This window comes from Acidobacteriota bacterium (assembly GCA_040752915.1).
In the GTDB taxonomy this organism is placed as follows: domain Bacteria; phylum Acidobacteriota; class UBA4820; order UBA4820; family DSQY01; genus JBFLVU01.
Genome location: JBFMHB010000114.1, coordinates 1 through 4,971 on the forward strand (window position 1 = coordinate 1; position 4,971 = coordinate 4,971).

Below are 4,971 nucleotides of genomic sequence, written 5' to 3' on the forward strand. Positions count from 1 at the left end.
GCCGGTGCCGCCAACATCAGGAGCAGAGCTCCCACCAGAATCGTCAGTGCCTTTTTCCTCACGGACTTCCTCCTTTCGCTACCGAGCTTCCCTCAGTGGTGTTCCACCGCCCCCGCGATGTAGATCATGGAGAGCAGGATAAAGACCAGAGTCTGAACGAACGCGACGAATATGCCCAGCAGGATGAAGGGGACGGGCACGGCGAAGGGAACCAGGTGAAGGAATACGCCGCCCACCTGGTGGTCGCCGAAAATGTTCCCGAAGAGACGGATGGCCAGGGACATGGGCCGCGCCAGATGGCTGACGACCTCGATGGGGAAGAAGAGGAAGGCCATGGGCAGGATCGGCCCCATGAAGTGCTTGAGATATCCGAGGCCCGCCGCGCGGGCGCCGAAGAAGTTGTAGGTGACGAAGGAGCACAGCGCCAGGGAGAGGGTCACGATGATGCTCCCCGTGGGGGGCATGAAACCCGGGATCAGGCCGATCAGGTTTGACAGGAGGATGAGGACGGCGAAGGTCCCGATCACGGGCATGAATTTCCGCCCGTGGTGGCCGATGATATCGTCGAGGAACTTGCCCACCACCTCCGCCACGAGTTCCAGGATCTGCTGAAGAACCCCCGGCTTCTCCACCGACAGGCGACGGGTGGCGGCGAAGGCCACCACCAGGGAGACGACCATGACGAAGGCCAGCATCACGAAGTAGTCCGGGACGTGCGTGTGCGCCAGCCCGTTCACCAACATGGTGAGGAGGGAATCCATCTCGTGCATGGTCAGCCTCGTGTCCGCATGGCTCCGGCCAAGGCCAGGAGCATCAAGGGCCCCCCAATCCCGAGAACCACCCCCAGCGATTCCCGAGGCAGGACCTTCAAAATAGCATACAGGACCCCCGCAAGCAAGAGGGTCTTCAGGACCAATCCCAGGGCCAGGCGCACCCACTCGGAGCGGGTCGGAAGCCTTTCGCCCAGCAGGATTCCAATGGAGCTGGCCATCCAGAGAAAGTCCGCCGCCACCAGCGCGAAGACGGCGGAGAAGGCCAGGGCGGAACGCGGAGAAACGAAGGCGGCCAGAACCAGGGCGCCGGCGATCCATCCGGCGGCGGCCATCCGCAGGTAGCGCCGCCTAAACGCCTCCATCCCCACCGTTTCCCCCCTTGTCCTTGATCGAGCCCAGCATGTTCACGAGGTAGACGAAGGCGGCCGCCAAGCCGAGCAAGAATCCCGCCAGGACTCCGTAGGGGCCCGTGCCAAGCCAGCGGTCCACGAGGTATCCCCCGCCCGCACCGAGCAGGACCGTCACCGGGAAGGTGTACACCAGTTCCAGGTAGACGCCGAGGCGTCGCAGCGGGGACGCCATCACTCCACCCTAGCGCCCGAGGAGCGAGATGCGCGCGGCCCAGGTGATGAGGGGCTGGCCGTAGAGCCCGAAGGCGAGGGTCGCCGCCCCGCAGATCCACAAGCCCGCGGCGAGGGTCCATCCGGCTCGGGGAGCCGGAAGCGCCTGCGGGTCCCTCAGGAACATCCGGTAGACCAGCCGGAAGTAGTAGTAGAGGGAAACCACGCTCGTGACCGCCAGGACCACCGCAAGCAGGTAGAGGCTTGCGCTCACGGCGGAGTAGAAGATCATCAGCTTGGCCACGAACCCGGCCATGGGGGGGATGCCGCCGAGGGAGAGGAGAAAGAAGATCATGAGAACGGCGGCCCAGGGGCTCCGGTGGATCAGGCCGTCGAAGTCTTCCATGCGATCGCCCGCGCTACCCTCCCTCTGGAGATAGAGGATGAGACCGAAGGCGCCCAGGTTCATGAAGGCGTAGACCAGCAGGTAGAGCAGGGCCGCCTCGATGCCCTGATCCGTGGCGGTGCGACCCGACGCCACGAGGCCGATGAGCACGTAGCCCGCGTGGGCGATGGAGGAATACGCCAGCATGCGCTTCACGTTGTCCTGGACCATGGCCGCCACGTTGCCCCAGATCATCGTGAGGACGGCCACCACACCGAGGACGCCCGTCCACGTGGCGGACAGCGGCAGGAGCCCCGCGGCGAAGATCCGGATGGCCATGGCGAAGGCGGCGGCCTTGGGGGCCACGCTCATGAAGCCGGTGATGGGGGTCGCCGCCCCCTCGTAGGCATCGGGGGTCCACCAGTGGAAGGGCACCAGGGCCGCCTTGAACAGCAAGGCCGCGGCGAGAATCACGACGCCGGCGGCGAGCGGAAAGCCGAGGGACTCCAGGCCGCCGGCCTGGATCCGGGAGGCCAGGAAGGCCTTCACGGCGGACAGGTGGACGGTGCCGGTGACGCCGTAGATCAGGGAGGTCCCGTAGAGGTACAGGCCGGAGGAAAAGGCCCCGAGAAGGAAGTACTTGGTGGCCCCCTCGACGCTCTTCTCGTCGCGCCGCAGGTAGGCGGCCAGCACGTACACGGCCAGCGCCATGGTTTCCAGTCCGACCCACAGGGTGAGAAGGTCCGCCCCGCTGGCCATGACCATCATGCCGAAAACAGAGAAGGTCAGGAAGGTGAAGTATTCGCCCGTCCAGGCGGCCATGACGTCCAGGTGCTTGAAGGACAGCAAGGTGGCCAGGATCGCGCCGAGGAGGAAGACGACCTTGAAGCTCTGGCTGTAGGCGTCCACCCAAAGGCCCACGCCTCCGTCCAGACCCGAGAGAGCGCTCACGTGGGCCCCGGGAGGGATCGCCCACAGGGTCTGGAGCGTGAGGACCAGGGCCACCAGGAACCCTGCCAGGGCCAGCGCGCCCGTGCCCACGCGCAGGGAGCGGCCTCCCTTCACGGCCGAGAGGATCAGGAACACGATCCCAAAGGCCACGAGGACCCATTCGGGGCTCAGGAGGCGCCAGAATTCCGGATGAAGGACGGGCATGGCCGGCTCCTAGTGGGATCCTTCGGCGTGGGTCTCCCCCGCCTCCTGGGCGTGGCCACCGGACTCGCCGTGGCCCGGGGATTCGGAGGCGGCGGCCGGGGCCGTCACCTGAGGCACGGCGACCCCCTTGGCGGCGGCCACGCGCTCCACGGCGGGTTTCATCCGCTGCATGAGGTACTGGACGCTCCGGTCCATCTTGTCGAAGACCGGCTTCGGATAGAGGCCGATCCAAAGGGCCAGGAGGACGAGGGGGATCATGTAGCCCCACTCGCGCCCGTTCATGTCCTTGCCCTTCACGTGCTCCTCGAGGTGCGGGTTCGTGACCTCGCCGAAGAAGACCCGCTGGTAGAGCCACAGCATGTAGGCCGCGCCCAGGAGCATGCCCGCCACCAGGAAGAAGACGAGGGACTTGGAGAAAATGAGGAACTCGGGCATGTGGTAGGCGCCCATGAGGATCGTGATTTCCCCGATGAACCCGTTGAGTCCCGGAAGGCCGATGGAGGACAGGGTGATGATCATGAAGAAGACGGCGTAGACCGGCATCAGTTTGGCCAGGCCGCCGTAGAGCTTGATCTCCCGGGTGTGCATGCGCTCGTAGATGATGCCCACGAGCAAGAACAGGCCGCCCGTGGAGATCCCGTGGTTGAGCATCTGCATGATGGAGCCCTTGATTCCGGCCTCCGTCAGGGCGAAGAGGCCCGCCATGCAGAACCCCAGGTGGCTCACCGAGGAATAGGCCACCAGCTTCTTCATGTCCTTCTGGACGAGGGAGACCATGGCCCCGTAGATGACGCCGATGATGGAGAGGATCAGCAGGAAGGGGAGCCAGGCCAGGGTGGCGTCGGGCAGGATGGGGAGGGCGAAGCGGTAGAAGCCGTACGTTCCCATCTTCAGCAGGACGCCCGCCAGGATCACCGAGCCCGCCGTAGGGGCTTCCACGTGGGCGTCGGGGAGCCACGTGTGGAAGGGGAACATGGGCACCTTGATGGCGAAGCCCACGAAGAAGGCCGCGAAGACCCACCATTGGAGCGCCGGGTTCAGGGCGACCTGTTCGAGGATCACGTCGAGGTCGAAGGAATGCACCCCCGCGGCGTCCACGGGCGTCCGGAAGTACAGGACGAGGATGCCGATGAGCATGAGGACGGACCCGGCCAGGGTGTAGAGGAAGAACTTGATGGCCGCGTAGAGCTTGTTCGCCCCTCCCCAGATGCCGATGAGGAAGTACATGGGAACGAGCATGACTTCCCAGAAGACGTAGAAGAGGAAGAAGTCCAGCGAGCAGAAGACGCCGAGCATGCCCGTCTGAAGGATGAGGAGCCAGATGTAGTACTCCTTCTCCCGGTTCTGGATGTACGTCCAGGAGGACCAGGCCGCGATGACCCCCAGAAGGGTCGTCAGGAGCACCAGGAGCATGGACATGCCGTCCACGCCGAAGTGGTACCCCGCGCCCAGGGAGGTGATCCACGGGTGGGGCCCCTCCTCGAAGACCCAAAGGGAGTGCTTGGCGTCGGCAACGGCCTGGGCGGCGTCCCACCCGAACCAGAGCGGCAGGCTGAGGAGGAAGTCCAGGAGGAAGACGCCCGTGGTGAAGTACTTGATCAGCTTCGTGTTCTCCTTCGGAATGAAGAGGATCACGAGAGCCGCGGCCAGGGGAATGTACGTCAGGATGGATAGAATGTAGGGCATCCTTGGCTCCTTGCGCGCGCTACCGGTACAGGTACCACACCATCAGCAGGAGGAATCCTGCCACGACCCCCAATGCGTAATGCTGGAACTCGCCGGTCTGGACCCGGCGGTTCTGACGAGACGCCCACCGGAAGGCGGCGGCGGTGCCGTTGACCCCCGCACCGTCCACCACGTACTTGTCCACGGCCAGGGCCCCCACGGACGACCCCACCGTCAGGTTCCGGACGCCGTTGACCAGGCCGTCCACGATCCACCGGTCCCACCACCAGAGCCCCTCGCTCAGCTTGACCAGGGGGCGGATGAAGGCGGCGGAGTAGGCCTCGTCCACGAAGTACTTGTTGAGGAGGAGGCGGTAGGGGGCCTTGAGGGCCAGGGCGAGCTTCGAGGGCGTTTCCGTCTCCCGCCGGTACCA

Annotated in this window: 6 protein-coding genes; all 6 read right to left on the reverse strand. The window is 65.3% G+C overall.

From position 1 onward, the window contains the following. Positions 1–92: 92 nt before the first annotated feature. Entirely contained in the window at positions 93–770 is a 678-nt protein-coding gene (gene atpB, locus AB1824_12995; protein ID MEW5765877.1) for a F0F1 ATP synthase subunit A, read from the reverse strand. 2 nt (positions 771–772) lie between these two features. After that, positions 773–1,135, reverse strand: coding sequence for a hypothetical protein (locus tag AB1824_13000; protein ID MEW5765878.1), 363 nt, complete (start codon positions 1,133–1,135; stop codon positions 773–775). Then, positions 1,122–1,355, reverse strand: coding sequence for an AtpZ/AtpI family protein (locus tag AB1824_13005; protein MEW5765879.1), 234 nt, complete (start codon positions 1,353–1,355; stop codon positions 1,122–1,124). The genes AB1824_13000 and AB1824_13005 overlap by 14 nt, the downstream gene beginning before the upstream one ends. A 9-nt stretch (positions 1,356–1,364) precedes the next feature. Then, positions 1,365–2,873, reverse strand: coding sequence for an NADH-quinone oxidoreductase subunit N (locus AB1824_13010; GenBank protein ID MEW5765880.1), 1,509 nt, complete (start codon positions 2,871–2,873; stop codon positions 1,365–1,367). Between the two features lie 9 nt (positions 2,874–2,882). After that, the gene (locus AB1824_13015; protein ID MEW5765881.1) at positions 2,883–4,559 is read right to left on the reverse strand and encodes an NADH-quinone oxidoreductase subunit M; all 1,677 of its coding nucleotides are present in this window, start codon (positions 4,557–4,559) and stop codon (positions 2,883–2,885) included. A 19-nt stretch (positions 4,560–4,578) separates the two neighbouring features. Then, on the reverse strand, positions 4,579–4,971 hold a 393-nt coding region (locus AB1824_13020), incomplete at its 5' end, for a hypothetical protein (GenBank protein ID MEW5765882.1).